The organism is Allobranchiibius sp. GilTou73 (assembly GCF_021391335.1).
Taxonomy (GTDB): Bacteria; Actinomycetota; Actinomycetes; order Actinomycetales; family Dermatophilaceae; genus Allobranchiibius; species Allobranchiibius huperziae.
Map to the genome: position 1 here is coordinate 533,677 of NZ_CP090051.1, position 26,995 is coordinate 560,671.

The window sequence follows — 26,995 nt, forward strand, 5'->3', positions numbered from 1 at the left end:
AGGAATCGACAGCAAACTTCGAGTGCGCCTGAATCACCGCAGGATCGGGCGGATGGTGCCGAGCTGGTCCAGGAAGACGTCGACCGCGATGGCGTCGTAACCACCCCGACCACGCTTCGGCGGGTAGAAGCGCACCGTCTCGATCCGCGGCAGCTCCTCGCCCTTGGCCATCGCGAGCAGCACTTGGTCCAGGAACGCGTCCACCTCACCCTCGTCGTACGCGCGGGTGCCGGTGCGTCGGGCGAAGCAGATCTCCCGCACCCAGTCCTGCTGCTTGCCGGTCCACTCGCGGCGACCGCTCCGGTCGTCCGTCGACGTGGGTTGCTGGGGGTTCGGCGGAGGCGAGGCCAGGTCGAAGTCGTGCTGCCAGGCCGCGACGTGCGCGAGCAGCGCCTCGACCGCTTCCGGGGTGTAGCCCTCGCGCAGCCGGGAACGGCGCAGCGCGAGTGTCGACACCTGCGGCACGGGCCGCTGTTGGCGCATGAGGATGGCGATCCGGGCGAGCTGCCGGTCGACGTCCTCGACGCTGTATCCACCCCGCTGGCGTGGCAATCGTGCGGCACGGACGGTGTCCACGTGCGTGGACGTCCACGGTGTGTTCATGCTCCCCTCCGGCTCTGCTGTGCTCCTCGAGAGCTTCCGACACCCTCGCATGGTGCCCGTAGGATCCCTTGCCATGCGAGTTCTCGTCTCCGGCGGGGCCGGCTACATCGGCTCACACACCGCGGTCAACCTGCTCGCCCACGGCCATGATGTCGTGCTCGCCGACGATTTTGCCAACAGCAAGCCGTCGGCCGTCGACCGCATCGAGCAGGTGAGCGGCCAGCACGTCCCCCTCCACGCGATCGACCTGTGCGACGCCGACAAGACCGACCAGGTGTTCGCCGAGCAGCCCATCGACGCCGTCATCCACTTCGCGGGCCTGAAGGCGGTCGGCGAGAGCGTCGGCAAGCCGCTGGAGTACTACCGCAACAACCTCGACAGCACCTTCTCGCTGCTGGCCGCCATGCGCCGCCACGGCGTACAAAGATTCGTCTTCTCCTCCTCCGCGACGGTGTACGGCGACCATGCGCCCGTCCCGTACAACGAGCATTACCAGCCCCTTTCGGCCGCGTCACCCTACGGCCGTACAAAGGTCATGATCGAGCAGGTCCTCACCGACACCGCTGCGGCCACCCCTGACCTGTCGGTCGCGCTGCTGCGCTACTTCAACCCGGTCGGCGCGCACCCCTCCGGCCGGATGGGCGAGGACCCCTCGGGCATCCCCAACAACCTGATGCCGTTCATTGCCCAGGTGGCCGTGGGACGGCGCGACAAGTTGAGCATCTTCGGCGGTGACTACCCGACGGCCGACGGCACCTGCGAGCGCGACTACATCCACGTCGAGGACCTCGCCGCCGGGCATGTCGCGGCGCTCGAACACCTGGACTCGATGTCCGAACCGGTGCGCGCCTTCAACCTCGGCACCGGCACCGGCACCTCGGTGCTGCAGCTGCTGCACGCCTTCGAGCGTGCGGTCGGCCACGAGCTGGCCCACGAGATCGTCGGACGGCGCCCCGGCGACCTTCCGGCGTACTGGGCCGACCCGACGCGCGCGCACGAGGAGCTGGGCTGGAGCGCGCACCGCAGCATCGACGACATGTGCGCCGACACCTGGCGCTGGCAGTCGGAGAATCCGCAGGGCTACCCGGCGAGCTGACCACCGCCCGACAGGCAGGGTCGTCGCGCGCTCTCTACGGCGCGCCACGCCCCCAGTCGTCGGCCGCTGCGGCTACATCTGGTCCGGCGCGGTGATGCCGAGCAGTCCCAGCCCGTCGACCAGCACCGCCCGGGTCAGATGGCACAGGGCGAGGCGTGACTCGCGCACCTCGTCGTCCTCGGCCTTGACCACCGGGCACTGCTCGTAGAACGTCGAGAAGGTCTGGGCGAGCTCGGACAGGTAGGTGCACAGTCGGTGCGGCTCCAGCGTCTCGCCGACCTGCACGACGACCGCGCCGAAGTCCAGCAGCCGCAACGCCAGAGCGCGCTCGGCCGGCTCACGGACGGCGATGGGTCCGACCGGCTCGACCACCCCGGCGCGGGCCAGGATCGAGCGGATCCGGGTCGTTGCGTACTGCAGATAGGGGCCCGTGTCGCCGGTCAGCGCCACCATCCGGTCCAGGTCGAACGTGTAGCCGCTGTCGTGCGCGACCGAGAGGTCGGCGTACTTCAGCGCCGCGACGCCGACCTGGTGGGAGATGACGTCGCGCGTCTGGGCATCCAGCTCGGGGCGTGAGTCGGCGATGACCTCAGCTGCCTTCGCGAACGCGGCGTCCACGAGATGCTGCAGGTCCGCGACCTCTCCCGAGCGGGTGCGCAGGATCTTGCCGTCCGTGCCCACCACGTTGCCGATCTGCACGTGGATCGGCTCGGTGTCCTTGATCCACCCCGCGAGTCGCGCTGTCTCCCAGACCATCTGGAAGTGCAGGTGCTGCGGCGCCCCGACGACGTAGAGCGCCCGGTCGGCGTGCAGGTCGAGCGAGCGGTGCCGGATGGTGGCCAGATCCGTTGCGGGGTAGCCGTATCCGCCGTCGGACTTGCGCACGATCAGCGGCAGCGGCTTGTCGTCCCGGCCGCGGTAGCCGTCGAGGAAGACGCACAGCGCGCCCTCGCTGATGACGGCCAGGCCCTTCTCCTGCAACGCGTCGCAGATCCCGGGCAGTTCGTCGTTGTACGACGACTCGCCGGCGATGTCGTCGTCGGTCAGGGTGATGTCGAGCTCGCCGTAGACCCGGTTGAGGTAGACCCGGGACAGCTCGAGGATCTCCCGCCACAGCCGCAGCGTGTCCTCCTCACCGGCCTGCAACAGGGTGACCCTGCGACGGGAGCGCACGTCGAAATCGCCGACGCTGCCTGCGGGTTCGGCGTTCTCGGCGGTCGTGAACTTGCCCCGCGCCGCGCGGTAGAACGCGTTAGGATCGCTCTGCAGCAGGCGGGCGTCGTCGCTGTCCTCCCCCACCTCGAGCAGATGCTCGATGAGCATCCCGAACGGCGTACCCCAGTCGCCGAGGTGGTTCTGGCGGATCACGTCGTGACCGAGGTACTCCAGGGTCCGCACGAGGGAGTCGCCGACGACGGCGCTGCGCAGATGGGCGACGTGCATCTCCTTGGCCGCGTTGACCGAGGAGTAGTCGACCACGACGGTCTGCTGGGGCGGGCGTACGACGCCGAGGTGGTCGTCCTCGCGCAGCGCGGTGGCCGCCCGGCCGATCCAGGCGGAGGAGAAGGTGACGTTGAGGAACCCGGGCCCGGCGATCTCGACCTGCTCGACCAGGTCCCCGTGATCGAGGTGGTCCACGATCGCCTGCGCGACCTCGCGCGGCGGGCGACCCAGACGCTTGCCGGCCGCCATCGCGGCGTTGACCTGCACGTCGGCATCGGTCTGCCGCTTGTTCGCCGGGCGGATCACCGGGTCGGCCTCGGCCCAGTCGGCACCGAACGCGGCAGCCATCGCCTCCTGGACGCGCGGAGTGAGGGCGGCAATCGGGTCAGTCATGCCCGCAAGGATAGGGACCGCGCACCCGGCTCATTCCGGTCGGTGCTGCTCCAGCCAGGCCCGCTGCCGCGCCGCCGAGGCGCAGGACAGCCAGGCGTCCGCGACGATCTCGGCCAGCTCGTCGACTGCCACCTCGCCGATGCGACTCGCACGCACCAGCACCGAGGAGTGACCCTCGAAGTGCGGAGTGGTGAAGAACGGTGAGGCCGGGTCCTGCACCAGCGCCTGCTTGTCCTGCTCGTCGGGCACCCGCAGCATGATCACGTCGGTGTAGCGCTCGCCGGTGTCCGGATCGACCGCGTCCGGGCGCCGATTGCGGAAGAAGACGAACGTCTTGCCCCCGACCTGGTAGACGGGATTCTCCCGCGTGCCCGCCGTGCGCTGCGCGTACGGCATCGCCGCCGCGAGGCGGTGGACATCGGCGACGGTCGCCCTCCGACCCATCTCTGAGAGGCTAGTCGCCGAGCGGTCCGGCGGGTGGGTCACAGGCAGTCTTCAGGGGAGCCCGGCTACCGTCCGCCGTCGCATGTCACATCCCTCTCCGCACCGGAGAAACCGACGAAACCGATGAAAGTCGAGCCGTGAATCACCTCAGCTACCTGCAGGCCGTCGTCATGGGCCTGCTGCAAGGCGTCACCGAGCTGTTCCCGGTCTCGAGCCTCGGGCACTCCCTGCTGGTCCCCGCGTGGATCGGCGGATCCTGGTCGGACCTGGTGACGCAGCAGGGATCCAAGAGCGCGACGCCGTTCCTCGCCTTCATCGTCGCGCTGCACGTCGCGACGGCGTTCGCCCTGATCGCCTTCCAGTGGCGGGACTGGCTGCAGGTGCTCGGCGGCGTCGGTGACCTGGCGCGCGACCGCCGGATGCGTACGCCGCGCTCGCGCCTGTTGGTCCTACTGGTCGCCGCCACCATCCCGATCGGCATCATCGGACTGGTCCTGGACAAGCCGCTGCGGCACCTGTTCTCCCACCCGCTGGCCGCCGCGATCTTCCTGACGCTGAACGGCCTGGTGCTGCTCGCCGTGGAGCTGCTGACCCGCCGTGCGCGGCGTACGCCGGTCCGCGCTCACGCCGCCGACGCCGGCGGCGCGGAACTCGACTTCTCGGGCACCGGTTTCGGCGAGGCGATCGCGATCGGCACCAGTCAAGCGCTGGCGCTCCTGCCCGGCATCTCCCGGTCCGGCGTGACGATCTCCGCGGGCCTGCTGCGCGGCTGGAGCCACGAGCGGGCGGTGCACTTCGCGTTCCTGCTCGCGACCCCGGTCATCCTGGCCGCCGGCGTCCTGAAGGTGCCGGAGCTGTTCGGACCCGAGGGCAAGGGCATCCACGGTCAGGTGCTCGTGGGCTTCGTGGTCGCCTTCGTCGCGGCGTACGCCGCAGCCCGCTGGCTCACCCGTTTCCTGCGCACCCGCACGCTCTACCCGTTCGTGATCTACTGCCTGATCGCCGGGATCGTGAGCATCATCCGCTTCGCCTGACACCCGCCCACACCCCGCAGAACCGGCGCCCCAGGCGGTCGGCATACACGCCCACAACCGCCCGCCGATGGCGATCCACAGCCTGCAATGTTCGCCAACGACGAATAAAGCGCCCACACTGTGGGTATGGCATCCGTTTCTGGCAAGCCCCGGCCCCGTCTCGCCAACAGCCCGTTCGCGGCTCAGGTGGAGCCGGTGATCGAGGACTTCGCACTCGCTGATCGGGTCTGCCACGACGCCTACGGCATGGGCCGCGTCGTCGGAGTGGACAAGAGCGGCCTGACGGTCGACTTCGGCAGCTCGACGCGCCGCATCGAGACGCCGTTCCGCAAGATGACCAAGCTCTAGAGCCACGCGGGTGGCACACCCGGGTCTCGGCTACGACAACCGCACCGGGCGCGGACCCGGGCGGGTCGTACGCACGATGAGCGCGCTCGTGCCCGGCGTACGGCGGGTGTGGCGCCAGGCCAACCCGTACGCGGACGCCTGGCACGCCCGGAACGTCGACACGATCGACCGACCGGGCCGCCGCTGGATCGTGCTCGGTGACTCGATGTCGCAGGGCATCGGCGCGTCGGCGTACGACCTCGGGTGGGTCGGGCAGCTCGCCGGCCGCCTCGCCGCCGACGGCCACGACCTGCAGATCATCAACCTCTCGGCGACCGGGGCCTGCGTGACCGACGTCCTCGAGCAGCAGCTCCCGGCGCTGGAACGGCTCGGCGTACGGGACGACGACCTCGTCACCGTGATGGTGGGTTCGAACGATCTCTTCGGAGGGCGGAGGCGACGCGCGGCCCTGCCCGCCGCTTACTCCAGGTTGGTCGAGAGCGTGCCGGCGGGATCCCTGGTCGCCACCCTCCCCCAGCCGAGCGGCCCCGCGCGCGCCGCGAACGTCTTCGTCGAGGCGGCCGACGCCTCCGGTCGGATCGTGATGGTCGACCTGCGCGTCACCGGGCCCTCGTCCTGGCGCGGGCGGCTCGCGGCGGACTACTTCCACCCCAACGACGCCGGGTACGCCGCGATCGCGGCGGCGTTCGAACCGACCGTCCGCCAGGTGCTCGCCGCCCCCGTCGAGGGGTAGGGAACCCACCGAGAGGTGGCGACATGTCTCCACCTCTCGACGATCACTCCACCCCCCGATGGCTAGGAGTCGGTCAGGCGGGCGCGCAGGTACGGCGCCGTCGCACTGCCGGTGGCTCGGGCGACCTCCTCGGGCGTGCCGGTCGCCACCACGCGGCCCCCCGCGTCGCCGCCGCCCGGCCCGAGGTCGATCACCCAGTCCGCGCTGGCGATGGTGTCCAGGTCGTGCTCGACCAGCACCACGGTGTTGCCGGCGTCGACCAGCCGGTGCAGCTGCCGCACCAGCAGCGCGATGTCGGCAGGGTGCAACCCGGCAGTGGGCTCGTCGAGCAGGTAGAGCGCGTGCCCGCGGCGGGCGCGCTGCAGCTCGGTCGCCAGTTTGATCCGCTGGGCCTCTCCGCCGCTGAGCTCGGTCGCCGGCTGCCCCAGCCGCAGATAGCCCAGCCCGACCTCGCGCAGCGTGGTCAGGCTGCGGGCGGCCGAAGGCACGTCGGCCAGGAAGTCGGCGGCCTCCTCGACCGACAGGCCCAGCACGTCGGCGATGTTCCTGTCGCGGTACTCGATCTCCAGGGTCTCCGCGTTGTAGCGCGCGCCGTGGCAGGTGGGGCACGGCGCGTACGTGCCGGGCAGGAAGAGCAGCTCGACGGACACGAACCCCTCGCCCTGGCAGGTCTCGCACCGTCCCTCGGCGACGTTGAAGGAGAACCGGCCCACGCCGTACCCGCGCTCGCGGGCCTCCGGAGTGGCGGCGTACAGCTTGCGCACCGCATCGAAGAGCCCTGTGTACGTCGCGAGGTTCGAACGCGGAGTCCGCCCGATCGGGCGTTGGTCGACCCGCACGAGCCGGTCGAACGACTCCAGCCCGGTGGCATCGTCGACGTCCACCGCGAACGCCGTGTCCTCTTCCTCGTCGCTCGCCTGCCCGAGGTGCTGACGCACCAGCTCCGACAACACCTGAGTGACCAGCGTCGACTTGCCCGACCCGGACACGCCGGTGACGGCCGTCAGCACGCACAGCGGCACGTCGACGCTGAGGTCGGACAGGTTGTGCCGGGTGATCCCCTGCAGGTGCAGCCATCCGTGCGGCGTGCGACCCGGGCGCTCGAGCGGTTCCGCGCGACCGAAGAGGTAGTCGCCGGTGACCGACTCCTCGACCTGCTCGAGGCCGTCGACCGGGCCGGAGTAGAGCACCTGTCCCCCGTGCTCGCCGGCCCCAGGGCCGATGTCGATGATCCAGTCGGCGCGGCGTACGACGTCCAGGTCGTGCTCGACGACGAAGAGGGAGTTGCCCGAGCTCTTCAGCCGGTCCAGCACGTCCAGCAGGGGCGCGGCGTCGGCGGGGTGCAGCCCCGCGGACGGCTCGTCGAGGACGTAGACCACCCCGAAGAGACCCGACCGCAGCTGGGTGGCGATGCGCAGCCGCTGCGCCTCGCCGGGCGACAGCGTCGTGGAGCTGCGCCCCAGCGACAGGTAGCCCAGCCCGAGGTCGAGCAGCACCTGGACTCGGCTCACCAGGTCGCCGGCGAGGCGCACCGCCACCTCGGTCGCTTCCCCGGAGTCGGCGTACGACGTCGCGGCGCCCGCGCGCGTCAGCTCGGCGACCGGCCGCAGGAGCGCGATCAGCTCGACGAACGAGAGCGCGTTCATCGCCGCGATGTTCAGGCCGCGGACGGTGACCGCCAGCGAGTCGGGCTGCAACCCGGTGCCACCGCACGCGGTGCAGGTGTCGCTGCGGACGAAGCGCATCGCCTTGTCGCGCATCATCTGGCTCTTGGTGTCGGCCAGCGTGTGCCGCACGTATTTGCGCGCGCTCCAGAAGGTGCCGTAGTAGTCGCGGCCGGTGGAGTCGTCGGCCTCGCCGCGGCGATCGATGAGCACCCGCGGCTGCTCGTCGGTGTAGAGCAGCCAGTCGCGGTCCTTGCGGGCCAGGTCGCGCCACGTGACGTCGACGTCGATGCCGACGGTCTTGGTGATGCGCAGAAGGTTCTTGCCCTGCCAGGCTCCCGGCCACGCGGCGATCGCGCCGTCACGGATGCTGAGCGACGGGTCCGGCACGAGCAGGTCTTCGGCCACGTCGTGCACCTCGCCGAGCCCGTGGCACACCGGGCACGCGCCGGCCGCGGTGTTCGGCGAGAACGCCTCTGCGCCTAACCGTTTCGCGCCCTGCGGGTAGGTGCCGGCGCGCGAGTAGAGCATCCGCAGCAGGTTAGACAGCGTGGTCAGCGTGCCGACCGTCGAGCGGGAGCTCGGTGCGCCGCGCCGTTGCTGCAATGCCACTGCCGGTGGCAGCCCGGTGATCTCCTGCACGTGCGGCGCGCCCACCTGCTGCAGCAACCTGCGCGCGTACGGCGCCACCGACTCGAAGTAGCGCCGCTGCGCCTCGGCGTAGAGCGTGCCGAAGGCCAGCGAGGACTTGCCGGATCCGGAGACTCCGGTGAAGGCGACCATCGCGTCGCGCGGGAGGTCGACGTCGATGTGCTTGAGGTTGTGCTCGCTGGCTCCGCGGACGTGAACGAAGTGGTCGATCGGGTCATCGGGCACATGTCCATCTAACCGCCCGCGGTGCTTCTTGCAGCATTCGCTCGAATGCTGCGTCGTCCACGCGAGCGCCGACCCGAGCAGGGCTCCCCCGCGGCACATAGCGTGGCGTCATGACGCACCCATCACGCCGGCCGCGGCCGCGCGCGTGAACGGAGACTCCGGCGGTTCCCGGAGCATCACCTCGGCCAAGGGCTCGCGTGACGAGCCGGAGCTGGAGCAGGCCTATGAACGACTGGTCGACGAGGGTCACGACCGGCTGGACCGGCCGCTACTCCCGCTGCTGTCGACCGGTTTCCTGGGCGGTGTCGACGTCGGAGTGGGGGTGCTGATCTACCTGGTCGTGGAGGCGAAGACGGACAACGCCCTGCTGGCCTCGCTGGCGTTCACCATCGGCTTCGTGGCGCTGCTGTTGGCCAGCAGCGAGCTGTTCACCGAGAACTTCCTCGTGCCGGTCATCTCCGTGGTCGCCAAGGTGGGCACCCTCACGCAACTGGTGCGGCTGTGGGTCGTGACGCTGGCCGCCAACCTGGTCGCCGGTTTCGCCATGGCGGGGATGATCGTGGTGGCCCTGCCCGACGTACACGACGCCGCGATCAAGGCGGGCTCCCACTACGCCCACCTCGGCGTCTCCTTTCGCTCGTTCTTCCTCGCGGTGCTCGCCGGAGCGGTCATCACGCTGCTGACCCGGATGCAGCACGCGACGGAGAACCTCGGGGTCCGAGCCATGGCAGCGGTCATGATGTCGTTCGTGCTCGTCGGAGCCCAGCTCTTCCACTCCGTACTGGACTCGATCCTGATGTTCGCCGGGCTGCTGACCGGTCGAGCGGATTACGGCTACCTCGACTGGCTGGGTGCTCTCGGCTGGTCGGCGTTCGGCAACCTGGTCGGCGGGCTGGTGCTCGTCACCGGCCTGCGCCTGCTGCGTACGTCGCACCGCATCGCCGAGAGCCGCGACGAGGGTCAGACCGGCTGAGTCGAGGCCGCATCCGACGGTCGACGAGGGGCACTCGCGCCGGTGTCAGCGCTGCATGAACTGCGTGATGACCTGGCCCAGTTCCGGACCCGCGTCCTCCTGCAGGAAGTGACCGGCGCGCTCGATCGTGGGGTGACTCCGATCCCGGGCGCCCGGGACGTGCCGGCGCAGGATGGGTGCCATCGCCGCAGTGATCGGATCGGCGTCGCTGAACGGCAGCAGGAAGGGCAGTTCGCAGGTCGAGAGCATCAGCCACGCGGCACGATTCGCGTCACTGGCCGGGTCGTCGGGTCGGGTCGGCACGAGGCCGGGCATCGCGCGCGGACCCGCCTTGGCGCGTTCGTCCGGGAACGGCGCGTCGTACGCGGCGCGCACCTGCGGGGTCATCGGGCGCGCGCACCCACCGTCGACCAGCCGACCGATGTCGAGCACCTGCGCCTTCTCCACGGCGCGGCGGAATCGCCACCAGACCTCCGGCATGTCGACGTCGCCGGTCGGCAGTCCGGTGTTGGCCGCGACCACGCGGACGAAGCGGTCGGGGTGCTCGGCGAGCAGCCTCAGCCCGATCAGTCCGCCCCAGTCCTGGCCGACCAGGGTGATCTCGCGCAGTTGCAGGTGCTCCAGCACCAGCTCGCGGGTCCACTCGACCAGCCGGGCGTAGGAGTAGTCGGACGCGTGCAGCGGCTTGTCCGACCGCCCGAACCCGATCAGATCGGGTGCCACACAACGGATCCCGTGGTCCGCGAGCACGCGAATCACCTGGCGGTAGAGGAAGGACCAGGACGGCTCGCCGTGCAGCAGCAGAGCCACCGGTCCGTCGACGGGCCCGACGTCGACGTACGCCATCCGCATCGTCCCGCCGTCCGGATCCGCGACCTGCGCGTACGCCGGCTCCCATGGAAAGTCCGGCAGTTGCGCGAAGGCGGCATCGGGGGTGCGGTAGACCTCCATGCCCGTCAGCCTCCCAGCACGACGCGGTTCATCGGGCGCGGCACCGTCACCGGCGTCGGTCGAGGATCGCGTCGGCGAGCTGCGTCCCCGACAGCCATGCCGCCTCCACGCGCGGCTTGTCCGACCACGAGTCACCGCAGAAGCCGATGCCGTCGTCGCCGAGGTGGAAGGCGTCCTCGCGGGTGCCCGCGGGGTGCGCGAACGACCAGCGCTGCACGCGTGACCAGGTCGGCCGGTCACGAATGTCGAGCAGGCCGGTGAGCGATGCGAGCATCACCGGCTCGGCCGCGTCCGGGTCGGCGAGATGCTGCCTGGCCAGGTCCTCGGTCGCGTGAGCGACCAGCACCGGAGCACCGTCGCCGCGGCGAGCGCCGTCGTCGGCGATCCAGGTCAGATGCGGGTCACCGTTGACGAATGCACCGTCGAATCCCTGGTGCCACGAACGGCGTTCCCACTCTACGAGCAACGCCAGCGTCGGGGCGTAGTCGTCGGTGAGCACCGACCGTGAGTGCAGCGACGGGTCGAGCAGGCGACGCGCCTGCGGGTCCGGCATCGCCAGCACCACCGTGCCGGCCGGTCGTCCGTCCACCGCGAGGGCACCGGTCTGCTCGTCCCGCGTCACGGCCTGCACCGTGACCTGTTCCGTGCGTAGACCCGCCGCCAGATCCTCGACGAGCGAACGCAACCCGCTCGGCGACGCCCAGCGCATCGAGCCTTGCTTCGAGTCGCCACGCTCGCCGTCGTCGTACACCTCGAAGGTGTCGGTCCATTCGCGGGCGAGCCCGCGCGCCTGCCAGTCGGCGACGACGGCGGCGAACCGGTCGTCGCTCACCGTGAAGTACGACGCACCGGTGTCGACCGCGTGACCGTCGACCGTGCGCACGGCCATCCGTCCGCCGAGGCGGCGGCCCTGGTCGAGCAGCCCGACGTCGACACCGCCCTCGGTCAACGCCCGCGCGCACGCGACCCCTGAGATGCCTCCACCGACGACGACCACGGGATCCATGCACCCATCCTGCACAGCCGGTCGGCGCGCGGCGCGGCAGCCCGGCTAGAGGGACGTGACCACGCCGTCCTGCACCTGCCAGCGGTGGTCGAGGCGGACGTTGTCCAGCAGTCGACGGTCGTGCGAGACGAGCAGCAGGGCTCCGTCGTACGACTCGAGAGCCTCCTCGAGCTGCTCGATGGCCGGCAGGTCGAGGTGGTTGGTGGGCTCGTCGAGCACCAGGAGGTTGACCCCGCGTGCCTGCAGCAGCGCCATCGCGGCACGCGTGCGCTCCCCCGGCGAGAGCCGGCTGACGGGGCTGGTGACCTGGTCGGCCTTGAGACCGAACTTGGCGAGCAGCGTGCGGATGTCGGCGGGATTCATCTGGGGCATCACGGTCTCGAACGCATCGCCGAGCGGCAGGTCCTCGGCCAGTCCGGTGCGGACCTGGTCGATCTCCCCCACGGCGACCGAGGCGCCGAGGCCCGCCCGACCTGTCGAGTGAGCGAGCCGTCCGAGCAGCAGCCGCAGCAGCGTGGACTTGCCAGCACCGTTCGGACCGGTGACGCCAATCCGGTCGCCCGCGCTGATCTGAAGGGTCACCGGGCCGAGGGTGAAGCCGCCGAGCGTCGCGGTGGCTTCGTCGAGCGTGGCGACGACGGAGCTGGACCGCGGCGCCCCGGCGATCGTGAACTGCAACGCCCACTCCTTGCGCGGCTCCGCCACCTCCTCCAGACGCGCGATGCGTGACTCCATCTGGCGGACCTTCTGTCCCTGCTTCTCCGAGGACTCCGACTGCGCCTTGCGGCGGATCTTGTCGTTGTCCGGCGACTTCTTCATCGCGTTGCGGACGCCTTGGGAGCTCCACTCCCGTTGGGTGCGAGCGCGGCTGACGAGATCGGCCTTCTTGTCGGCGAACTCCTCGTAGGCCTCCCGGGCATGCCGGCGCGCGATGGCCCGCTCCTCCAGGAACGCGTCGTACCCGCCGTCGTAGACCGCGACCTGACGCTGGGCCAGATCGAGCTCGACCACCCGGGTCACCACCCGGGAGAGGAACTCTCGGTCATGGGAGACGAGCACGACTCCGGCGCGCAGCTCTCGGACGAACCCCTCGAGCCGGTCCAGCCCGGCCAGGTCCAGATCGTTGGTGGGCTCGTCGAGCATCACCAGATCGAAACGGCTGAGCATCAGTGAGGCCAACGCCGCGCGGGCGGCCTGCCCACCCGAGAGTGACGTCATCAGAGCGTCCGGGCCCACGTCGAGACCGAGGTCGGCCAGGACCGCCGGAAGCCGGTCGTCCAGATCCGGCGCACCGCTGGCCATCCAACGGTCGAAGCTCACCGCGTACGCGTTATCGGCCCCGCGCGGCGGCTGGTCGGCACCGAGGGCGGCCGCCGCCTGCTCCATGGCCGACGTCGCCTCCTCGGCGCCGGTACGCCGGGCCACGAACCGACCCAGCGTCTCGCCCGGTATCCGTTCGTGCTCCTGGGGGAGCCACCCCACGAACGCGTCGCTGGTCGAGGTGGACACCGTGCCGTCCAGCGGCTCCAGATCACCGGCGAGGATCCGCAGCAGGGTGGTCTTGCCGGCGCCGTTGGCACCGACCACACCGACCACGTCACCGGGCGCGACGGTCAGGTCCAAGGCGCTGAAGAGCGTGCGGTGCGCGTGCCCGCCGGCGAGATTCTTGGTCACCAGGCTCGCGCTCACCCGGAGATCGTAGTTGCGCGCCGGCCGGCCTCCGACGATCACGGACCCTGGCCTCCGCTGTACGACCGGCAGTAGCGTGACGACATGGTGCTGCGAGCTCGACTCCTGGTCACGCTGTCCGCCGTGTTCGCCGTGCTGGGACTCGTCGTCGCGTCCCCCGCGCACGCAGCCGTCGATCGACAACGACCGCAGGGGTTTTCGTGGCAGCTGCTGCCCACCGGATCCACGAGCCACTTCCGCGGTCTGGCCGCGGTCAGCCGCCAGGTCGCGTGGCTGGGCGGGTACGACGGCACGGTGCTGCGGACGGTCGACGGCGGTCGTACGTGGGAGAACCGGTCACCGGCGGGCGCCTCCACGCTGCAGTTCCGCGACATCTCGGCCACCGACGCGACCCACGCGGTCGCCATGGCGGCCGGCACCGGCACCGACTCGCGGCTCTACGCGACCTCCGACGGCGGCCGCACCTGGCAGCTCTCCTACACCAACACCGACCCGGCCGCGTTCTTCGACTGCATGTCCTTCTCCGACCGGCAGCACGGGCTGGTGCTCAGCGACCCGGTCGACGGACGCTTCCGGATCCTGTCCACCCGCGACGGCGGCCGCAGCTGGCGGGTGCTCCCGAACGCCGGCATGCCGCCGGCCCAGACCGGCGAGGCCGGGTTCGCCGCGAGCGGTGAGTGCATCACGACCCTCGGCCGCGACGCGTGGTTCGGCTCCGGCGGCGGCGCCGTCTCGCGGATCTACCACTCCCGCGACGGCGGCCTCACCTGGACGGCACAGTCCACCCCGATCGTCAGCTCCGCGAGCGCGGGGTCTTCGGCCTCGCGTTCCGTACGCCGTTCCTCGGCGTCGCGGTGGGCGGCGACTTCAACGCACCGGCGGCGAACACCAACGTCGCGGCGTACTCCCTGTTCGGTTCGAAGTGGATCAGCGCCACCTACCAGCCGTCCGGCTATCGCTCCGGTGTCACGTTCGTGCCGCGTACGTTCGCCACGGTCATCTCGGTCGGACTGACCGGGTCGGACATCTCCTACGACGCGGGCCGCGACTGGCACACCTTCGACACCGGGCAGTTCGACACGGTCAGCTGCGCTCACGACGGAGCATGCTGGGCGTCCGGCGATCTGGGCCGGGTAGCGGTGCTGCAGCGCTGACCGCCGCCTCCCCCTGATCGGCCGGCGCCGCCGGCCGCGGCGATCGGGCGGGTCGCAGGAGGGCCGACCCGGCCAGCACGACTGCCGCCGCGGCGAGCAGACCGGCCGCGGTGAGCAGGCCGTGCTGCAGTCCCGTCGTGTACGCCGTCAGCGCGGCCGACCGCACTCCGGCCACCGGCGCGTGCGTACCTGCCGCCGCCGACTCGAGCACCAGGTGACGCAGCTGCGGCGGGATCGCCCGCAGGTCGAGATGGTCGCGGTAGACCGAGGTCGCCACGCTGGACAGCGCCGCGATCCCGACCGCGCCGCCGAGCTCGCGCGACAGGTCGTTGACGGCGGACGCCACGCCCTGCTCCGCCTTCGGGAGTGCCTTCGTGATCGCGGTGGTGGCCGCCGGCATGGCGAGCCCTCCCCCGACACCCAGCACGAACAGCCCGATCGCGACGACCCAGTACGACGTGCTGCCGTCCGCGCGGGACAGCCACACCAGCGCGACCGCCATGGTGCCGAGCCCCAGCGCGCTCTGCAGCCACTGGCCGATGCGCCCGTCCAGGCGTGGGGCGAGCCCGCGGGCGGCCGGCATCAGTCCGAGCGGCAGCGGCAGCATCGCGCAGGCCGCCTCCAGCGGGCTGTCACCGCGCACCAGCTGCAGATACTGCAGGAAAAGCAGGATGAAGCCGAAGAACCCGAAGAACATGGCCGCCAGGGACAGCGACCCGGTGGAGAAGCCGACGTTGCGGAAGTGGCGCAGCGCGAGCAGCGGTCGCGATGCGCGGGCCTCCCAGGCGAGGAAGAGCACGCCCACCAGCACCGAGGCGCCAATGCTGGCAAGGGTCGACGCGGAGGTCCACCCCGTCGTGGGCGCCTCGACGATCGCGTAGACAAAGAGCACGAGAGCGCTCACCGACAGCAGTGCGCCGAGCGGGTCGTTGGACGCCTCGTCGGGCGCAGCCGACTCCGGGACGGCGACGACGACGCCGATCAGGGCGATCACCGCCATGACGGCGCTCGCCAGGAAGACGGAGTGCCACTGCCACCACCGCAGGACGAACCCGGCGATGAACAACCCGAGGACGGCGCCCACCGCCGCGACACCGGCCCAGGTGGCCACGGCCACCTCGCGGCGTTCGCGGGGAAACGACGAGGTGATCGTCGAGAGGGTGGCGGGCATGACGAGCGCCGCTGCCACACCCATCGCGGCGCGGACGACGATGAGGGTCGACGTGTCGTCCTGAATCAGCGGGACCGCGCCGGCCACGGCGAAGATGGCCAGCCCGACCATCAGCGTGCGGCGGCGGCCGAACCGGTCGCCGAGCGCGCCTGCGGGCAGCAGCAGCGAGGCGAAGGCCAGCGCGTACGCGTCGACGATCCAGGTCAGCTGCGTCTGCGACGCGTGGGTGTCGACGGCGATCGACGGCAACGCCGACAGCAGCGACGACACGGCCGAGACGACGGTGGCCAGCGCCAGCAGGATGACCGGCAGCGTGGCCCTGGTGCTCGTGTGGGAGGTGGAGGTGGGATGCGACATGAGAGTTCCTGCCCGACGTGGGAGTGCGTGCGATGCGTTGCACTCTGCGACCGAGCGGCGCAGGATGTCATCCATGGTGAATAACCGCGCCGGACGCCCCAGCGGCGGCAGTGACGCCCGAGAACGCATCATCGCCGCAGCTCGGACGCGGTTCGAGCAGGACGGGTACGCCGCCGTCTCCGTCCGCGCGATTGCCCGAGATGCAGGCGTGGACCACTCCCTGGTGAATTACCACTTCGGCACCAAGGAAGCGCTCTTCGGGCATGTGCTCGCGATCGCGATGACCCCCGGCGAGGTCATGGACAAAGTCTTCGCGGCCGGGGCCGACCACGTCGCCGAGCGGCTGGTGGGGACCGCCGTCACTCTGTGGGATCAGCCGGTCTTCAGCGGCCCGCTGCTCGCCGTGCTGCGCTCCGCCAACGACGACTCCGGCCTGCGGCGGACGCTGGGCACCTTCATCAGCACAGAGGTGCATGGTCGGTTGCGCGAGCACATCGGCGGCCCGGACGCGTCGCTGCACGCGACCGCCGTGGTCACCGTGATGGGCGGGCTGATCTTCTCCCGCTACGTGATGGGGGCCGAGCCGATGGCGTCGATGAGCCGCGAACAGATCGTCGCCACCCTGGCACCCATGCTGGCCCCGCATCTGGAGCGCCGCGGTCGCTCCCGGTAGATCGGCCGCGACGACGGAACGCGCCGGCCGACTCACCGGGCATGAGACCAGATCCGGCACGCCCTACGGTGACCACATGGACGCAAGCTTGGAGCGGCACGACACGTTGGTCACCGGTTCTGCGCTCGAGCGCTGGGGAGCGTTGGCACTCCTCGTCCGGCCGGCGTACATCGGCACGGAGCTCGTGGTCGCGGTGGCGACCAAGGGCGGCTACAGCTTCCTGGGCGACTCGGTCAGCCGGCTCGGTGAGGTCGGGTGCTCGGTGGCGTACTGCTCGCCGCGGCACGGGGTGATGAACGGCTCGTTCATGACCTTCGGGGTGCTGCTGGCCGGCGGCTCGGCGCTGCTGCTCCGCCCGTTGGGGCCGTGGGCAGCCGGCCTGCTGGTGGTCTCCGGGCTGAGCTCGGTCGCCACCGGCCTCGCGCCGCTGGACCAGGACGGCACGCTGCACGCGATCGCCGCGACACCGCTCTTCGTCGCGCAGCCGATCGCCCTCATCGTGCTCGGAGTTCGACTGCGCGACGAGCAGCCGCGCCTCGCCCGCGTACTCCTGGCGACGGGGGCCGTCACCGCAGCCGCGGCAGTCGCGTTCGTGGCCTCCGGAGACAGTCCCGTCTCCGGAGGCCTCGAACGTCTCGCGCTCTGGCCGGTGCTGCTCGGCACGGCGGCGTTCGCGTGGACGCGGCTGTCGCGTCGCGGTCGCTAGCGCCCGTCCGCCGGGAGCGCCGTCCTGTTGGCCGACGTACGACGCCCAGTCAGACCAGGGACGCGCACTGACCCGTCGCCTTGTGGCCGACGACGTTGACGCTGCCGGGGACGAACCCGCCGGACACTCCAGGGGTCAGCCCGCTGCAGCGCAGGTCCCACCCGATGGTGTTGCGGACGATGAAGACGCCGGGGGCGCCCGGGTCGGGGTCGCTCAGCGCGATGTCGGTCAGCGTCACGCTGCCGCCGACCTTGTTGAAGAGGACGCCCAGCCAGTCGGTCTTCTGCCCGCTCGCGGTGAGGTTGCCGCGGATGGTGTTGTTCTTGATCGCCCACGGGATCTGCGAGCCTCCGCCGCGCAGCGTGACGTGTCCGAAGATCGTGACGCCGTTCAGCAGCACGGCGGCGGCGTCGGTGGCCCGGACGTTGCCGCGGATGGTGATGGTGGAGTGGGCGTCCGGCTCGACGGTGCACGGGTGCGCCGAATTGCCTGTGTACGACATGGGCTCACAGCCCAGGCCGACCAACGAACCCTCGTCACCGACGACGTTCCCGCGAACGGTGATCGTCGACGGCGCGCTCTGCGCGTCGAACTCCGCGCCGGCTGCGACGTGGACGTTGCCGAGGACGCGGATCTTGGCGTCGGGCACCACATTGCACGCGCCCTCGACCTTGAGTTTCGAATAGGTGCCCGACGGGATCGAACCGCCGGTGCAGGTGTACGACTGCGGCCCGTGCGGCCAGCACGCGGCCGATGCGGATCCTCCGGAGAGCGCGAGTGCTCCCGCAGCAGCGAGGGAGCCTGCGACCCTCAGCTTCAATGCTGCACTCATAGTCCTTGCCTTTCTCGCACAGCCCCCTTTCAGGGCCGGATAGATCGTTTTATACCGTCGGCCCCGATATATGAAAGAGATGCATCTCCCCAGGCCCGACTGTTCGATCGCCCTGCTTCGACGGCCCCCAACCCGCGGGACGGGCAGGCGGCTTGAACCGGTCGACGAACGGTGAGCAACGAGGGTGTGCCGACGCTGTCAGGGACGGCGTGGGCTGGTCCGCTCGGCCACTGACCTTCCATCCCGGTCGACGACCGGCCCATGGCGCTCCACCTCGTGGAGGCGAACGCACTCCCCAAACTCACACCCGTTGCGCAGTCAGCCTGTAGGTTCTCTATATGACTCTTGCCAGCGCCGAAGAGCGCGCAGCTATTCTCGACAGCCTCAAAAACACCAGTGGCAAGTACAAGAAGCCGTTCGATAAGGGCAAGCTCGCCGGCACCAGCTTCATGGGTGGGAACTGGGAGGAGTACGCGGCCATCATCATGCAGATGCTGACAGTGGACACGCTTCTCGATATCTCGGAGCAGTTGGAGCGGCTGAACAAGAACATCGAGCAGATGAACGTCAGGGGGAACTAGCTGTTTCTGAGCTTTGTCGAAGCAAGATTGCGGCACCTTTAAGCCGCTCAGGCACCCGCGCCACCAGCTGCCGCCAACCGCACGATCAGCAGAGCCACCGAAGTGACTAGAGCCCTTACAGATCATCGGCATTCGTGTCCACAGCATGGCGGTGCCGACACCAGGCCGCCAGCAGCGGCCCACGCCTGAGCTCCGCCGGCACCCCGCCGTAGGAACTTGCTCATGGCCCCTCAACAGATCACGCCTCGGCCGGCGTTCAGGTGATGCGGTCGAGCCACTCGATCAGCAGGTGACGCTCGGATTCGCTGAGCGCCTGGAGCTGCGGGGCGAAGGCCCGGAGCGCGACCGCCGTCGCGATCGGACCGCTGGGAGTCTCGGCGGATGCGTCGGTGAGGATGCGGGCCAGCACGGCATCGAGCATGGCGTCGGCGAGTTCTGGATCCCGCTCGTCCGACGGAGTCGCGAGCAACGTCTGGATGGTGCCGATCCCCGCCGCCTGGATGAGACCGACGGCGCGCTGCTCGGTGACGCGCAGTCGCGCGGTCGTCGCCAGTCGGCGTACGCGGGCGGCCAGGATCTGCCTGCCCGCCTGCGCCGCCGGAGAGACGATGACCCGATCGGGGTCACTGAGGAGGCGGAAGACGGCCGGGTTCGCGAGCCCGAAGTCGATCTGCTGGCGCCAGCTCGTCCGTAGGTCCTCGAGCGGGTCCACGTCGGCTGCCGTGGCCTCTTCGACGGCGGAGGCCTTGGCAGAGACGAAGGTGGCCATGACGTGTTCGACGACGGCCTCGAGGAGACCGTCCTTGTCGCCGAACAGCCGGTAGATCGTGGGGGCTTGGACGCCGGCCTGCTCGGCGACCCCCGGGTGGTGACCGCCGCGGGGCCGCCCTGGTGCAGCAGTCCTGCAGCCGCCTCGACGATGGCAGCGCGGGTGCTTGCTCGGCTGGCGGCTACCTCGGACACGGATCAACGATAACAGCGACTTGTTATCGACAGCATCCGTTGCTACCGTCGATGTTTCCATAGATAGCGCGGAAGGCATATCAATGATCATCATCACCGGAGCAGCCGGAGCCCTCAACGGCGCGACCCTCGACCACCTGCTCGAACGGATGCCCGCGAACGAGCTGGTCGCCACCGTGCGCGACACCGCCAAGGCGCAGCCCTTCACCGACCGCGGCATCAAGGTTCGGCGCGCCGACTACGCCGACCCGGCGTCGCTGCCCGCCGCGTTCGAGGGGGCCGACCAACTGCTCCTCGTCTCCTCCAGCGATCCGACGGCCGACGGTGTCGCGTTGCACCGAGCCGCCGTCGACGCCGCCGCCACTGCCGGCGTGGGGCGGATCCTCTACACGAGCCACCAGGCCGCGGCGCCCGACAACCCGTTCTTCCCGGGCCGAGACCACTTCGCCACCGAGCAGATGCTGGCGGCGACCGGGATCCCGTGGACGTCGTTGCGCAACGGGTTCTACGCCCACAGCCTCGCGTGGCTCGCCGGCCCGTGGCGCGAGACCGGGGTCATCGCCGTACCGGGCGACGGACCTGTCTCCTGGACGGCACGGGAGAACTCCGCGGAGGCGGCGGCGATCATCCTCGCCTCCGACGGCGCGTACGACGGGCCGACCACCATCACCGCGACCGACGCACCCACCTTCGCCGAGCTGGCCGAGGTGGCGTCCGAGGTGTCGGGTCAGACCATCCGCTACGAGCTGATGGACGAGCAGGACTGGGTCGACGCGCAGGCCGCAGCCGGACGGCCCGCACACATGGCGACATTCCTGCTCGGGTTCTATCAAGCAGCGCACGGCGGCTACTTCGCCGGCACCGACCCGCTGCTTCGCGAGCTCCTGGGCCGCGAGCCGCGCACCGCCCGCGACGCCCTTGCCTGAGGCGCGTCGCTCAGCCGGCGCGCTGTCTTCTCAACCGGCTCGCTCGACCACGATCGTCGGAGGCTCGGCGAGGCTCTGTCCGACGACGCAGTAGCGCTCGGCCATCTCGCCCAGCTTCTTCAGCACCTCGTCGTCGGCGTCGGTGTCGAGGCGGGCGGTGATCACCAATCCCTGGACACCGACCGGAGCCTCGCGGGACACACCCAGGGTGCCGCGGGCGTCGAAGTGCGCGATCGCGCTAAGTTGGGCTCGCCGCACCTCGATGCCGAGCACGGTCGCGACGCTGCGCAGCGTTACCCCGGCGCAGGCAAGCACCGCTTGCAGGAGCATGTCGCCGGAGCAGGCGTCCGACCCGTCGCCGCCGGTCGCCTCGTGCAGACCTGCGCGCACCGGACCGGCCCAGCCGCTCACCGTGGCGGTGATGCCCCCGTCGGACCAATCTCCCTCGGCGTGCAGTGGCGTTTTGGCTGCGGCGGGATCATCCCGGTACTTCTTCTTCAGCGGCGACTGGAGCTCTCGCAGAGCATCGGCATTCATGGGCCCAGCATGGCGGCGAGGGCGGAGCGCCGCTGGCACCGCCGGTCACGAAGCCCTCCGGCGAGCGCGGGTGGGAGGCGTGCGACCGTGGCCAGCGGAGGCAGGCCTCGAGTCGCGCCGGCTGGGTAGCGAGCCCTGCACCACCCCGAGCGGCACGACAGGGCGTCAGTCGACCCGGCCGCATGCAGGCGCGCGCCCCCGGGGGGCAGGATGCACTGATGACAGACGATCAGTGGCCCGCCGGCTTCTTCGACCGGCAGGACGACGGCGACGACGCCGACTTCTACGGGCCGCCGCGCCTGGTCACCCACATCGATGACGGCGCGATTGCAGCGGTCTCCGAGCTGTACGACGAGCTGGGGGTGCCGGACGGCAGAGTCCTGGACCTGATGTCGTCCTGGGTGTCCCACCTCTCCAGGAAGCCGACCGGTGGGCTGGTCGCACTGGGGATGAACATCATAGAACTGCAGGCGAATCCGATGGCTGACCAGGTCGTCGTCCAGGACCTCAACGTCGACCCGCAGTTGCCGTTCGACGGCGCGTCCTTCGACGCGGTGGTCTGCTGCGTCTCGATCGACTACCTCATCCACCCGGTGGGTGTGCTGCGCGAAGCGGCGCGCGTGTTGCACCCAGGCGGGGTCGTCGTGCTCACCTTCAGCAATCGGTGCTTCCCGACCAAGGCAATCCGCGGGTGGCTGGCCACCGATGAGGACGGGCGGGTGGCGATCGTCCGGGCATATCTGGAGCAAGCGGGCTTCGGCTCCGTCTCGACCGCTTTACGTACCAAGCCGCGATGGGGCCACGACCCGTTGTACGGCGCGTGGGCTCGGAAGGACTAACACCGGCACGGAAGGGCCTCACACGAAACGGGCGTCTGACCGCCATGGGTGCGACGTGTCGTCGTCGCACGGTGATGACGGTGTGGATGCAAAGAATCGTCGCCCGCGGGTCACACGCGGCGGAGTGGGACACCACTCGCCGTGAGAACGACGGTCGACCTGGAAGGTTCGCAGACATCCGTCGGCCGCGAGCGTCAGCATCAGGTCAGCGCGGCCACCTGACGATTCGGTGCGGCCGGCGGGCCTCGATCGTGGTCGGGCACCTGGCAGAGTCGAGGTCTGAGGGATCGTAAGCGAGCGAGTTAGTCGTTCTCAAGACGCTTTGAATTTTGCGCAGGATGCAGTTTTCGCACATGCTAAGGGTTCGTCTCGATCAATGTCGGTCGCTCCGCCCGACCAAGCCGTCGCTGTGCCTACTTGGTGCCGGGACCCGCAACAATCCGTGCAGGCGGCGCCCCGACCTGCGTCTGCGTCAAGACTGCCGATCCGCTTCTGCTATTTGCCATCCAAACCAGGACATCCAGCAGGCGCAGGGTGCTAATTCTCGAGTCAACATACTCTGGGCGGAGGGCATCGATGTCGCGCCGGAGTTGATCCTCCTTCAGCACAAACGCTAGCGGGGACCAAGTCTCGTTTTCGAGGTGCAAGGCTTTGGCGATGACTGAGTCGACAATGGGGATCAGGTGAGGGCGCTTTCTGGCCATGAGTTTGGTGGCGCGCGTACGGCCGACGGAGGGGATAGCTCGAAGCAGCCCCCAGAGATTGTCGGCCTGAGCTAATTCTGCAGGGGTGGCGTCCCAGAGGCGCGCGCTGGCCGAGACTGCACTCAGCGCCTCGTGGATGCTGTCGCAGCGCAGGAGGGATCGAACAGCCTGCGGTCCGAATCGGACGTCTAGCAGGGAGGCCGCGGCGATGTCGTCGACGGTAAACCGGTCGGATGGGTTGTCAGCGAGCAGGCCCTCGGAGTCAAGGCCGTCAAACAGGTCTCCGGCAAAACCCCTGTCTGGGTCGAAGTACGCGGCCACCAGTGCGCCCGCGTAGGGGCGGCTAACGATCTCCAGAGCGCTCTGCCGAACGCTGCCTTGGTCAGTTGCATGGAACATGCTGACGATTATGGCGATGGTGTCCTGCCAGACACGTTCGCGGCGGTAAGACACAGTGTTTTTCTGGCGTGGGGTCTAAGAGCGAGCAACCTCGAGGACCTTGACCGAGCGGGTCCCCCCCGTGTCCGAAGTGGAAGAGTTTGCCTGTGGTCCAAGTGCTCATGAACCAGATGTTGGTGATCCCTTCGGGCAGTCTCGGCGCCACTTCGGGCAACGGTCCATCCGGCCGCATGAGAACGTCTAAGGCGCCGAATGGAGCCGTCGTGAAGCCTGGCAGCAGGACAAATAGATGCTTCTCCGGAAGCTCGGCAGTGCGAAGCTTTTCCACGTTGTGCCGCTGGGCATCCTTTTCGATCCATTCATCGAACCAATGAACGAGGACGTTGCCGGTCAGTGGCACTGCTCCCCCGTTCGCTCCGCATCCTGCTGAAGTGTGACGTAAATGCTTCCCGGGAAGTCCGTGCTCCCCTGGTGGGCGGACACAACCCCAAGGTCGGTCATCCGACCGGTGACCGTCTGATGGTCCGCCTCGCCCGCCTCCATGGCACGAAGCAGTCCCGGTAGGTCCTTCTTCAAGCGCTTGGCTCGGGTGGTTGAGGTTACCGTCACCAGCCACCCACCGACCAAGTCTCATTCGACCCACCGATTGTTGGATCCGTTGACGAGGTTCCAGAATTCGATCGAAGCCGCGTCGGCAGCAGCCGTCACTTCCATGGCGCCGAACACCCCGTCGTTACGGACCAGATCAAGGTCGTACATGCTTGGGTGTGCACCGTCGTCGTGTTGGCGCACATGCACACCCAGTAGAGCGTTCTCTACGCATGCGGCGACCCACATCTCTTCATCGCGCAACTTTGGCACGGGTCCATTATGGGCGGCTCCACCGACAGCGACCTGGGCGAAGGCAAACCCACCAAACCGATGCCGGGAGCACTGGCAAGTGAGCAGGACAGGCTGACTCGTGGAGTGATGGTCAACTGCCTCGGCTGCCCCACCGTCACACATCCAAGCGGAATCCGCGAGCCTTGAGATGTGGCCCTGTCGGTTCCGTGGCTCAAATTTCAGACGACGAAGCGTGCGCGACTGTCGTCCGGCCAGGCTCCTTGACTCTGCAGAAATTGCTCAGCGGTGGGAGTATCGACGTATTCGAGGAGCGTTCCGACATTCCGCTGAAGTTCTTTTTTACTTCTGCGGGCGTGGCAAAGAAAAATTCTCGTCGTAAATTGACGTTGTTGAGTTTACGTTCAGCGAACGCTTGGTGCAGTTGAGTTTCAAGTGTAATGGCGTCCTTCGAAAAGTACATGATGTGCACGTCGAAGGGGAATGGCACGGAGGCATCACCTAGTTCGCGCACTCGGTCCATGGGTTCCAATCGTCGCGTCATACCGATCTTCACCACGTTCGCGCCGAAGGCGCCAATGTTGCTGATCACGTACACAAACCCGGCGCGGATGTTCGCTACGCGGTAGTCGTTCTGCGCAATGGCCGCGTCGATCGACGCGATCTGCTGGCGGATCCGCTCCGCCTCCTCGGTCCTGCCTTGCGCGATAAGTTGTTTGTACACGTTGTCATTGTGGTCGCGTTCCTTGTTGAGCTTTTCACGTTCTGCGGCCAGTTCCCTCTCAGCCAGACGTTCCTCGCGAAGACGCGCACGCTCTTCGCGCTCCTGCTCTCTTTCTTCTTGAACCTTCATCAGGTAGTCCGCGGTGAGTTCGAGTTCGGTCTTCCGAAGGTTGAAGTAGGACTCGGAGATGCGGATCTCCATCAACCGGCCCAGTCTGGCGATCGCATCAGCCGACCTCTGGAGTCGAGCCTCGCCCGTTTCCAGGCCGCCTGCTCGCAGGGACCGCACGCTAGCGTCTGCTTCAGCGTTGAACGCCCGGAGCATCAACTTGGCGTAGTCCGCGACCATCTTGCGTCCTAGGGCAAGTGAGTTGTTGAACACGAAGGAATCCGAGGCAACCACGGCGTCGTTCTGTTTTATGGAGTCTTTGATGTGCTCTCTCAGCTCTGTGAGTGCCTCTTTGTACAGCGGAGAGTTGTCCAGCGGGTGGCGGTAGTAGTACACGCCGACCCTCTGCAACGTCAGCTGATCGTCAAGCTCGACGAGCTCCTCGCGGCGTGCTGCGATGTCGGCCTCAAGTGCCCGTAACGTGGACGCCGTCGCGGATGCCTCGGTCACGGATTGGTGTGCAGGACGTGCGGCCTCGTCCGCCAGTTGCTGGGCAGCCCGTCGAATCTGGTTCTCCAGGCCTCGTAGGCGGATGGCTCGGTCCCGGATCTCGGCCTCGAGGTCGGCGAGGCGTGCCTCCGCGTCTCGTACCTGGCGAGTGTCCTCGCTATCGTCTGCGCCCGGATTTGCGATGGTGGCCGCAGATTCATTCGATGCTGGGAGCCACAGCTTCCAACCCGGGGGCGGAGGCGGCCATGACAAATCTGGTTTCCACCCAGGGGGCGGAGTCCAGCCCGCTGGTGGGGCCGGCCAACCTGGCGGGGGATTGAATACGGGTCTACTCATGGACGGACCGGATGCCACCAGCGGTTGGCGCCGGTTGCAGATCCAGCGGCGACTTCGACATCACTCCTCCGAGGTGTTTGATAGTGGCCTCTGGCTCGATGCGGTCAAGGTCTAACTGAGTGAACCGCTCGCGGTCGGTAGCCAAAGCGACGAGGGGGATGAGCGCGTCCCGCCCGGTCGCGGGATCGATCCCCTCCACGACGGCTTGGTAGGAGACGGTCGCGATTCGATGGCCGGTGTCGTAGGTGAAAATCTCGGCGAGCGTGCGGATCGCGGCCGCTGACACGAATCCCCGGTAGAGCTTCTTGCGCGCGGTGACGGGCAAATTGGTCGACGAGATCTCGTCCGAGGCGGCCTTGTACTTATACTCGCGTGCACTCGGGACCACGTCGGGCTGGGGAAGAGGCTGCACGATCGTAAGTTCGCCGAGAGCTTCGTCGTAGTCAATCTTTGCATCGTCCGGCATGAAGTCCGGCCACCCCGAGGCACCTAGGCAGACCTCGATGAAGTCGCGGACTGCGTCCGGCTCTCCGCGGTCGTAGGCGTCCAGCAACTCGTCCGCATGCCGATTGGCCTGCGCTGCTGCAGCATTACGCCCCTCGCAGTCTGATTCGTACTTCATCCTGTCGAAGTTCACACGCTGAAGCCGTGTCGCCTCAGCCTGTGCGTGTGCGTTGATCCGTCGGCCGTGCTCGTTCAAGAGAGCAGCACGCTGCGCGTTCACCTGTGCGACGGCCGCGGCGTGTTCGACCTGCATCCGCGCAACTTCCGCAGCGTGCTTCTTAGCTCCACCCAATTTCGCGCCCAGTCCCTGAGGGGCAGGCGGGGGCCTGAAGCGCGGTTCGGCCGGAAGCGCCGGCGGCGGTGGCGGCGCGACGACCGTGTCGTGTCTGGACTGAAACGGCGGGTGGACCGCGGTGGTGTGGAAGTTCGCCCTGTTTATGGGTGCGACCTGCGCAGACACGTTCGATAGAACACCCTCGAGGTCGGCGGTGCGCTTCGCCAGGTGTCGGTTAAGCGCGGCAACCTCAGTCAGACGTTCCTGCTGATGCTGAACCTTGGCCTCGGTCGCTCGGCGGCGCTGCTCCCACTCAAACTCTCTCGCGTTCTGACGTTCCTGGTGCTCACGTTCGCGCGCATGCATCAGCACCATGCGCTGGTTGTGCTCCTCCATACGTGCCGCGTGTGCCGCCGCCTGTTGCCGTTGCCTCTCAGCCTGTTGCCGTCGTTTCTCCGCTTGCGCCGCCTGCCGCTGCAACTCGGCGAAGAGCCCCCGCTTTTTAGCCATCTGCCCCACCTGCTTCCCTCTCCGGCAGAAGGTTAAGTCACGATGATGCGTTTCAGGCATCTACTGCCCCCGCAGGCGAAAGAGGTCTCCTTGA

General features: G+C 68.7%; 26 protein-coding genes. 11 read left to right on the top strand and 15 right to left on the bottom strand.

Annotated features, from left to right (window positions below; translation table 11 throughout):
* Positions 1–33 precede the first annotated feature (33 nt).
* On the bottom strand, positions 34–603 hold the full coding sequence (locus LVQ62_RS02575) for a DivIVA domain-containing protein (RefSeq protein WP_233764403.1): 570 nt from the start codon (positions 601–603) through the stop codon (positions 34–36).
* Positions 604–676: 73 nt separating this feature from the next.
* Here LVQ62_RS02575 and galE point away from each other — a divergent pair, with 73 nt between their 5' ends.
* The gene (gene galE / locus LVQ62_RS02580; protein ID WP_233764405.1) at positions 677–1,699 is read left to right on the top strand and encodes a UDP-glucose 4-epimerase GalE; all 1,023 of its coding nucleotides are present in this window, start codon (positions 677–679) and stop codon (positions 1,697–1,699) included.
* 72 nt (positions 1,700–1,771) lie between these two features.
* Here the strand turns inward: galE and argS are convergent, their stop codons facing one another.
* Positions 1,772–3,535: an arginine--tRNA ligase gene (gene argS / locus LVQ62_RS02585; protein ID WP_233764407.1), complete on the bottom strand. Its 1,764-nt coding sequence runs from the start codon at positions 3,533–3,535 to the stop codon at positions 1,772–1,774.
* 30 nt (positions 3,536–3,565) lie between these two features.
* Positions 3,566–3,979: an MmcQ/YjbR family DNA-binding protein gene (locus LVQ62_RS02590; protein ID WP_233764412.1), complete on the bottom strand. Its 414-nt coding sequence runs from the start codon at positions 3,977–3,979 to the stop codon at positions 3,566–3,568.
* A gap of 137 nt (positions 3,980–4,116) precedes the next feature.
* Here LVQ62_RS02590 and LVQ62_RS02595 point away from each other — a divergent pair, with 137 nt between their 5' ends.
* The 3 genes from LVQ62_RS02595 (at position 4,117) to LVQ62_RS02605 (ending at position 6,094) form a co-directional block, all read left to right on the top strand.
* On the top strand, positions 4,117–5,013 hold the full coding sequence (locus LVQ62_RS02595) for an undecaprenyl-diphosphate phosphatase (RefSeq protein WP_179478309.1): 897 nt from the start codon (positions 4,117–4,119) through the stop codon (positions 5,011–5,013).
* A 126-nt stretch (positions 5,014–5,139) separates the two neighbouring features.
* Positions 5,140–5,361 (top strand): hypothetical protein, encoded by a 222-nt coding sequence (locus LVQ62_RS02600; RefSeq protein WP_233764415.1) that lies wholly within the window; start codon positions 5,140–5,142, stop codon positions 5,359–5,361.
* Positions 5,362–5,371: 10 nt separating this feature from the next.
* Positions 5,372–6,094: an SGNH/GDSL hydrolase family protein gene (locus LVQ62_RS02605; RefSeq protein ID WP_233764420.1), complete on the top strand. Its 723-nt coding sequence runs from the start codon at positions 5,372–5,374 to the stop codon at positions 6,092–6,094.
* Between the two features lie 62 nt (positions 6,095–6,156).
* Here LVQ62_RS02605 and uvrA read toward each other — a convergent pair whose 3' ends face one another.
* Entirely contained in the window at positions 6,157–8,634 is a 2,478-nt protein-coding gene (gene uvrA, locus LVQ62_RS02610) for an excinuclease ABC subunit UvrA (protein WP_233764421.1), read from the bottom strand.
* A gap of 145 nt (positions 8,635–8,779) precedes the next feature.
* Between uvrA and LVQ62_RS02615 the strand changes: the two genes are divergently transcribed.
* Positions 8,780–9,607 carry a formate/nitrite transporter family protein gene (locus tag LVQ62_RS02615; RefSeq protein WP_233764423.1) on the top strand — a complete coding sequence of 276 codons (828 nt, stop codon included), beginning with the start codon at positions 8,780–8,782 and terminating at the stop codon, positions 9,605–9,607.
* 45 nt (positions 9,608–9,652) lie between these two features.
* Here LVQ62_RS02615 and LVQ62_RS02620 read toward each other — a convergent pair whose 3' ends face one another.
* The 3 genes from LVQ62_RS02620 to LVQ62_RS02630 are packed head-to-tail and all read right to left on the bottom strand — an operon-like array spanning position 9,653 to position 13,253.
* Complete coding sequence (locus LVQ62_RS02620; protein ID WP_233764425.1) at positions 9,653–10,558, bottom strand: haloalkane dehalogenase; 906 nt, start codon at positions 10,556–10,558, stop codon at positions 9,653–9,655.
* A gap of 46 nt (positions 10,559–10,604) precedes the next feature.
* Positions 10,605–11,564: an NAD(P)/FAD-dependent oxidoreductase gene (locus LVQ62_RS02625; RefSeq protein ID WP_233764428.1), complete on the bottom strand. Its 960-nt coding sequence runs from the start codon at positions 11,562–11,564 to the stop codon at positions 10,605–10,607.
* Positions 11,565–11,609: 45 nt separating this feature from the next.
* On the bottom strand, positions 11,610–13,253 hold the full coding sequence (locus LVQ62_RS02630; RefSeq protein WP_233764431.1) for an ABC-F family ATP-binding cassette domain-containing protein: 1,644 nt from the start codon (positions 13,251–13,253) through the stop codon (positions 11,610–11,612).
* 84 nt (positions 13,254–13,337) lie between these two features.
* Between LVQ62_RS02630 and LVQ62_RS02635 the strand changes: the two genes are divergently transcribed.
* Positions 13,338–14,267 carry a YCF48-related protein gene (locus LVQ62_RS02635; protein ID WP_233764433.1) on the top strand — a complete coding sequence of 310 codons (930 nt, stop codon included), beginning with the start codon at positions 13,338–13,340 and terminating at the stop codon, positions 14,265–14,267.
* A 69-nt stretch (positions 14,268–14,336) separates the two neighbouring features.
* On the opposite strand, the gene LVQ62_RS02640 is transcribed toward LVQ62_RS02635, so the two are convergent.
* The gene (locus LVQ62_RS02640) at positions 14,337–15,935 is read right to left on the bottom strand and encodes an MFS transporter (RefSeq protein ID WP_233764441.1); all 1,599 of its coding nucleotides are present in this window, start codon (positions 15,933–15,935) and stop codon (positions 14,337–14,339) included.
* Positions 15,936–16,008: 73 nt separating this feature from the next.
* Here LVQ62_RS02640 and LVQ62_RS02645 point away from each other — a divergent pair, with 73 nt between their 5' ends.
* Positions 16,009–16,608: a TetR family transcriptional regulator gene (locus LVQ62_RS02645; protein WP_233764452.1), complete on the top strand. Its 600-nt coding sequence runs from the start codon at positions 16,009–16,011 to the stop codon at positions 16,606–16,608.
* Between the two features lie 76 nt (positions 16,609–16,684).
* Positions 16,685–17,314 carry a DUF998 domain-containing protein gene (locus LVQ62_RS02650; protein WP_233764454.1) on the top strand — a complete coding sequence of 210 codons (630 nt, stop codon included), beginning with the start codon at positions 16,685–16,687 and terminating at the stop codon, positions 17,312–17,314.
* Positions 17,315–17,363: 49 nt separating this feature from the next.
* Here LVQ62_RS02650 and LVQ62_RS02655 read toward each other — a convergent pair whose 3' ends face one another.
* Positions 17,364–18,146, bottom strand: coding sequence for a hypothetical protein (locus LVQ62_RS02655; protein WP_233764469.1), 783 nt, complete (start codon positions 18,144–18,146; stop codon positions 17,364–17,366).
* A 338-nt stretch (positions 18,147–18,484) separates the two neighbouring features.
* On the opposite strand from LVQ62_RS02655, the gene LVQ62_RS02660 reads away from it, so the two are divergent.
* A complete protein-coding gene (locus tag LVQ62_RS02660; protein ID WP_233764471.1) occupies positions 18,485–18,727 on the top strand; it encodes a hypothetical protein in 243 nt (80 codons plus the stop codon).
* Positions 18,728–18,983: 256 nt separating this feature from the next.
* Here the strand turns inward: LVQ62_RS02660 and LVQ62_RS02665 are convergent, their stop codons facing one another.
* Complete coding sequence (locus tag LVQ62_RS02665) at positions 18,984–19,697, bottom strand: TetR/AcrR family transcriptional regulator (protein ID WP_233764473.1); 714 nt, start codon at positions 19,695–19,697, stop codon at positions 18,984–18,986.
* Positions 19,698–19,773: 76 nt separating this feature from the next.
* On the opposite strand from LVQ62_RS02665, the gene LVQ62_RS02670 reads away from it, so the two are divergent.
* A complete protein-coding gene (locus LVQ62_RS02670) occupies positions 19,774–20,616 on the top strand; it encodes an NmrA family NAD(P)-binding protein (protein ID WP_233764475.1) in 843 nt (280 codons plus the stop codon).
* 30 nt (positions 20,617–20,646) lie between these two features.
* Here the strand turns inward: LVQ62_RS02670 and LVQ62_RS02675 are convergent, their stop codons facing one another.
* A complete protein-coding gene (locus LVQ62_RS02675) occupies positions 20,647–21,153 on the bottom strand; it encodes an OsmC family protein (protein WP_233764477.1) in 507 nt (168 codons plus the stop codon).
* A gap of 218 nt (positions 21,154–21,371) precedes the next feature.
* Between LVQ62_RS02675 and LVQ62_RS02680 the strand changes: the two genes are divergently transcribed.
* Positions 21,372–21,992: a methyltransferase domain-containing protein gene (locus tag LVQ62_RS02680; protein ID WP_233764487.1), complete on the top strand. Its 621-nt coding sequence runs from the start codon at positions 21,372–21,374 to the stop codon at positions 21,990–21,992.
* A 413-nt stretch (positions 21,993–22,405) separates the two neighbouring features.
* Here LVQ62_RS02680 and LVQ62_RS02685 read toward each other — a convergent pair whose 3' ends face one another.
* From LVQ62_RS02685 to LVQ62_RS02700, 4 genes are all read right to left on the bottom strand, one after another.
* Entirely contained in the window at positions 22,406–23,095 is a 690-nt protein-coding gene (locus LVQ62_RS02685) for a DUF6308 family protein (protein WP_233764495.1), read from the bottom strand.
* Positions 23,096–23,725: 630 nt separating this feature from the next.
* Positions 23,726–23,956 carry a hypothetical protein gene (locus tag LVQ62_RS02690; RefSeq protein WP_233764502.1) on the bottom strand — a complete coding sequence of 77 codons (231 nt, stop codon included), beginning with the start codon at positions 23,954–23,956 and terminating at the stop codon, positions 23,726–23,728.
* Positions 23,957–24,149: 193 nt separating this feature from the next.
* The gene (locus LVQ62_RS02695) at positions 24,150–25,277 is read right to left on the bottom strand and encodes a DUF4041 domain-containing protein (protein WP_233764511.1); all 1,128 of its coding nucleotides are present in this window, start codon (positions 25,275–25,277) and stop codon (positions 24,150–24,152) included.
* A 328-nt stretch (positions 25,278–25,605) separates the two neighbouring features.
* Positions 25,606–26,901, bottom strand: coding sequence for a hypothetical protein (locus tag LVQ62_RS02700; RefSeq protein ID WP_233764524.1), 1,296 nt, complete (start codon positions 26,899–26,901; stop codon positions 25,606–25,608).
* Positions 26,902–26,995: the final 94 nt, after the last annotated feature.

What these genes read in the sequence shown, in the direction of transcription:
- LVQ62_RS02640 (WP_233764441.1), bottom strand. Translation starts at nt 15,935, where the DNA reads ATGTCGCATCCCACCTCCACCTCCCACACGAGCACCAGGGCCACGCTG.
- LVQ62_RS02655 (WP_233764469.1), bottom strand. Translation starts at nt 18,146, where the DNA reads ATGAGTGCAGCATTGAAGCTGAGGGTCGCAGGCTCCCTCGCTGCTGCG.
- LVQ62_RS02600 (WP_233764415.1), top strand. Translation starts at nt 5,140, where the DNA reads ATGGCATCCGTTTCTGGCAAGCCCCGGCCCCGTCTCGCCAACAGCCCG.
- LVQ62_RS02620 (WP_233764425.1), bottom strand. Translation starts at nt 10,558, where the DNA reads ATGGAGGTCTACCGCACCCCCGATGCCGCCTTCGCGCAACTGCCGGAC.
- LVQ62_RS02675 (WP_233764477.1), bottom strand. Translation starts at nt 21,153, where the DNA reads ATGAATGCCGATGCTCTGCGAGAGCTCCAGTCGCCGCTGAAGAAGAAG.
- LVQ62_RS02635 (WP_233764433.1), top strand. Translation starts at nt 13,338, where the DNA reads ATGGTGCTGCGAGCTCGACTCCTGGTCACGCTGTCCGCCGTGTTCGCC.
- LVQ62_RS02590 (WP_233764412.1), bottom strand. Translation starts at nt 3,979, where the DNA reads ATGGGTCGGAGGGCGACCGTCGCCGATGTCCACCGCCTCGCGGCGGCG.
- argS (WP_233764407.1), bottom strand. Translation starts at nt 3,535, where the DNA reads ATGACTGACCCGATTGCCGCCCTCACTCCGCGCGTCCAGGAGGCGATG.
- galE (WP_233764405.1), top strand. Translation starts at nt 677, where the DNA reads ATGCGAGTTCTCGTCTCCGGCGGGGCCGGCTACATCGGCTCACACACC.
- LVQ62_RS02660 (WP_233764471.1), top strand. Translation starts at nt 18,485, where the DNA reads ATGACTCTTGCCAGCGCCGAAGAGCGCGCAGCTATTCTCGACAGCCTC.
- LVQ62_RS02575 (WP_233764403.1), bottom strand. Translation starts at nt 603, where the DNA reads ATGAACACACCGTGGACGTCCACGCACGTGGACACCGTCCGTGCCGCA.
- LVQ62_RS02650 (WP_233764454.1), top strand. Translation starts at nt 16,685, where the DNA reads ATGGACGCAAGCTTGGAGCGGCACGACACGTTGGTCACCGGTTCTGCG.
- LVQ62_RS02625 (WP_233764428.1), bottom strand. Translation starts at nt 11,564, where the DNA reads ATGGATCCCGTGGTCGTCGTCGGTGGAGGCATCTCAGGGGTCGCGTGC.
- LVQ62_RS02645 (WP_233764452.1), top strand. Translation starts at nt 16,009, where the DNA reads ATGGTGAATAACCGCGCCGGACGCCCCAGCGGCGGCAGTGACGCCCGA.
- LVQ62_RS02685 (WP_233764495.1), bottom strand. Translation starts at nt 23,095, where the DNA reads ATGTTCCATGCAACTGACCAAGGCAGCGTTCGGCAGAGCGCTCTGGAG.
- LVQ62_RS02670 (WP_233764475.1), top strand. Translation starts at nt 19,774, where the DNA reads ATGATCATCATCACCGGAGCAGCCGGAGCCCTCAACGGCGCGACCCTC.
- LVQ62_RS02680 (WP_233764487.1), top strand. Translation starts at nt 21,372, where the DNA reads ATGACAGACGATCAGTGGCCCGCCGGCTTCTTCGACCGGCAGGACGAC.
- LVQ62_RS02700 (WP_233764524.1), bottom strand. Translation starts at nt 26,901, where the DNA reads ATGGCTAAAAAGCGGGGGCTCTTCGCCGAGTTGCAGCGGCAGGCGGCG.